The organism is Gordonia sp. (in: high G+C Gram-positive bacteria), from assembly GCF_049299075.1.
Classification (GTDB): Bacteria; Actinomycetota; Actinomycetes; order Mycobacteriales; family Mycobacteriaceae; genus Gordonia.
The window spans coordinates 1-3795 of record NZ_JBAQWU010000163.1 but is presented as its reverse complement, the minus strand read 5'-3'; the positions used below and the strand labels follow the sequence as shown (position 1 = coordinate 3795).

The 3795-nt window shown below is 69.5% G+C and carries 1 protein-coding gene and 1 pseudogene; both read right to left on the bottom strand.

The genetic code is table 11. The features are described from left to right. Positions 1-237: pseudogene (locus WAW85_RS05585) on the bottom strand (hypothetical protein); the annotation flags it as partial. Next, a partial coding sequence (gene eccCa, locus WAW85_RS05580) for a type VII secretion protein EccCa (protein ID WP_422558654.1) occupies positions 234-3795 on the bottom strand: 3562 nt, incomplete at its 5' end. The gene eccCa and the pseudogene WAW85_RS05585, both read right to left, overlap by 4 nt.

Here is a 3795-nt window from a genome sequence, read left to right as displayed (position 1 = left end):
GATCAGCACCGCGCGGGGCAGCACCGGTACCGGACCGACGACCGCCGCCAGCGCCCGGTCCAGCCGCGCCCGGCGGGGTCGCCCCCAGGTACTCGGGCACCCGATGACCGCTGGCATCGCACCGCCGGGCGATGTCAGCCGCAGCCCGGCCAGGCCCTGCGCCAGCAGCCGTTCTCCGTCGGCGTCGTCGACCTTGCGGAGAAACTCCGCGTCGGCCAAGTCGACGGCACTGGTCATCGGGCCACCTGCACCAGGTCGGTGCCGCGTGACCGGGAGATCAGTTCCCCACGCCCGGCGCCGAGCTTCTGCATCCGCGACCGCCCGACGATGTAGCCCTCATCGGGGTCTCCGGACAGCAACAGCACCTCGCACGAGAGGTCCCGCAGCCCGGCGATCATCGGGTCGAACAACGCGCGTCCGATACCCCCCGACCGTCGCGCCAGGATCACCCGCAAACCGATGTCTCGGGCATGCCCCAGCAATTCAGTCAACGGCTGCAACGGATTTCCCAGCGTGGTGACCACTAGGTCGTAGTCGTCGATCACCAGGTACACGGTCGGTCCACTCCACCAATCCCCGGCCACGAGCTGTTCGGCGGTCACCTCCTCCCCTGGCAGGCGGGCGCGCAGGTAGTCGGCGAGCTGGGTCATCATCGGCGCCGCCGACTGCCCCGAACTGGCATACCCGGCGAGGTGATCGCCGTGCACGACGCCGAGCAACGTCCGCCGGTAGTCGACGACGATCACCTTGCACTCGTCGGCGCTCCCGGTCGTGGTGAGTCCGGCCAGGATTGTCCGCAGCGTCTGCGTCTTTCCCGAGGCGGTGTCGCCGAAGATCAGCAGGTGCGGCTCGGCCTCGAAGTCGAGCTGCACCGGCCCCAAATCTGCCTCTCGCAGCCCCAGCCCTACCCGCCCGGCGCGCGGCGAAACCCCCTGCGCAGCAAGGGATTCGTCTAGGTCCGCCAGCGACACCTCAGCGTCCAGCAGGCGCAAGAGCGGCGCGCGCGATTCGGCGTATCGTTCGGCACAGTCCGTCACAAATCCGGCCGTACCGGTCGGCAGCGACTCGGTATCGGAAGCCCCGTCGAACCGGGGCAGCGCCACCAGGAGGTGCAATTCCTCGGCGGTCAGGCCGCGTCCGGGGCGCCCGATGGGCACGGTCGCCGCCCCTTTGCGGCCCATCTCCGAGTCCAGCGGGTCACCGAGACGCAGTTCCAGACGCGTCCCGAGCAGGTCGCGCATCGCCGGCCGAATGTCCGCCCACCGCGCCGCCGACACCACCACATGAACCCCGTACGAGAGTCCCTGCGCGACAAGGGCATTCACCTCGTCCTCGTGGTCATCGAACTCACTCCGGAACGTTGCCAGCCCATCGATCACCAGAAAGACGTCCCCGCGCGGATCGTCGAGGAACCGCCCCTCGGCTCGCGCCGCGCGGTATTCGCGCATCGACTCCAGCCCCTGCGCGGCAAACAGCAGTTCCCGCTCGGTCAGGATCCCGGTGACCTCCGCCAAAGTGCGTCGCACCGCGTCGCGGCGATTCTTGGTCGCCACCCCGGCCATGTGCGGCAGACCGCTGAGCGCGCCCAACGTGCCGCCGCCGAAGTCCAGACAGTAGAACACCGCCTGCTGCGGGGTGTGCGTGGCGGCGGTCGCACAGATCAGCGTGCGCAAGGCCGTCGACTTGCCCGCCTGCGGCCCACCCACCACAGCCGCATTGCCCGCCGCCCCGGACAAATCCAGCACTAACGGCTCCCGCCGCTGGTCAAACGGCCGATCCACCACGCCTAGCGGAATCCGCAGGCCGCCAACACCCACGGCCTCGACATACTCGTCCAACGTCACCGCGGTTTCCAACGGCGGCAACCACACGGCATGCGGCTCGCGCCCGTGACCGGCCACCCGGGCCACCAGTGTCTCCAACAGGGTCGGCACCGCTACCGCTGCTCCCACCCCGATCGCTTCCGTCCCCGCCGATTCCACCGCAGGCAGCCGCACCCGCTGGGCGGTGAACCGCAACACCTCGCCCGCACCGCGCGGCCGCCTACCCGACGCCCCCTGGTGGTCGGCCGGTGACACATAGGGTCCGGACACGAATGAGGTACTGAACCGCACCGGCGCCGCCGAATCGCATTTCAGGTAGGCCGCGCCCGGCGTGCTCGGCAGATGGTAGGCGTCCGGCACACCGAGGACGGTGCGAGATTCGTTGGCGGAGAACGTCTTCAACCCGATCCGGTACGAGAGGTGACTGTCCAGACCGCGTAGTCGTCCCTCTTCCAGCCGCTGTGAAGCGAGCAGCAGATGAATGTGCAGCGATCGACCCAGACGCCCAATGGCCACGAACAGTTCCGCGAATTCCGGCTTCTGCGTCAGCAGTTCGGAGAACTCGTCGACGACGATGAACAGCGCGGGCAGCGGGTCCAACGGCGCACCCGCCACCCGCGCCCGCTCGTACTCGCCGACGTTGGCGAAGTTCCCTGCCCGACGCAATAGTTCCTGTCGCCGGTGGAGCTCACCGGAAAGCGCATCGGCCATCCGGTCCACCATCGTCAGCTCCTGCTCCAGATTGGTGATGAGCGCCGCCACATGCCGCGAGTTCAGTCCCAGAAAGGTGGCGCCGCCTTTGAAATCGACGAGCACCAGATTCAGCTCGTCCGGCGAATGCGTCGCAATCAGCGCGAGCACCAGGGTTCGCAAAAACTCGCTTTTGCCACTCCCGGTCGCGCCGATGCATAGCCCGTGCGGCCCCATCCCGCCGTACGCGCTCTCCTTGAGGTCCAAGTCCACCGGCGTGCCTTCGGCGGTATAGCCGATCGGTACGCGCAGCCGGTCCCTCGCCCGACGATGACCCCACCGGACCGCCGGATCCAAGCGCGCGGCGTCGCCGATCCCGAGCAACGCCGGAAGCCCCGGATCGGACGCTACTTGCGAAACCTCCAGACCGGGCAGCGGCATGGCACTGGCCAGCCGGTAGCGCGCCAGTCCGCGCGCCAGCACCTGCGCTCGTTCGCTCGACAGTGCGTCGGGCACCCCGAACTCCTCGAGTCCGGCGACGCTGCGCGCGGCGATCGTACCCGGACCCACCACCAGGTTCAGGCCGCGCCGCAACGCCAGCGATTCCGCCCCATCCACACCGCTGTCGGGTTCGAGTTCGATCACGGTGAGCCCGTCCCGGCCTGCGCCGATTGCGAGTTCCTCGTCCCCACTACGCGGCCCGCCGTCGAGGATCACCAGCAGGTGCGGTCGGGTGGTCACCGGCGGCGCCGACCGCGAGAATCGGCCGCGCTCGGCTAGGTCAGCGGACAAATCCGTCTCCAACGAGGCCAGGCTGTCGTAGATCATCCGCGCGGCACCGAGTCGGTCGACAGCGCTGCGATGACTCACGTGCGGGAGCCACTTGGCCCAATCCCAGTCCGGCCCCAGCAGATCGCCGGTGACGATCGCCAGACGCAGCTGATCTGGGCCGTGCGCGATGGCCGCCTGCACCGTCATCGCCCGGACCAGCCCGAGCACAGCCTCGCGCGGGCCGGAGATCCCGACCGCCGGAAAGCTGCGCAGCGCCACCGCCGTCGGCAGCTCCGGCACACAGGCGTGCGCCTGCACGAATCGCCGCAGTGCCCCCGCGCACACCGGCTCCAACTCTTCGGCCGGGACCACCTCCGGCGGGACGAGCGCCGTCGCCAGTGGCTGTGTGCCCAGGCCCACGCGAATCTGCCCGAAGTCCGCGTCGCCCGGGCGACGCTCCCACATCCGCGCCGTGCCGATGACGGCGGCGAGGGCGGCCGGAGCGGGGTGG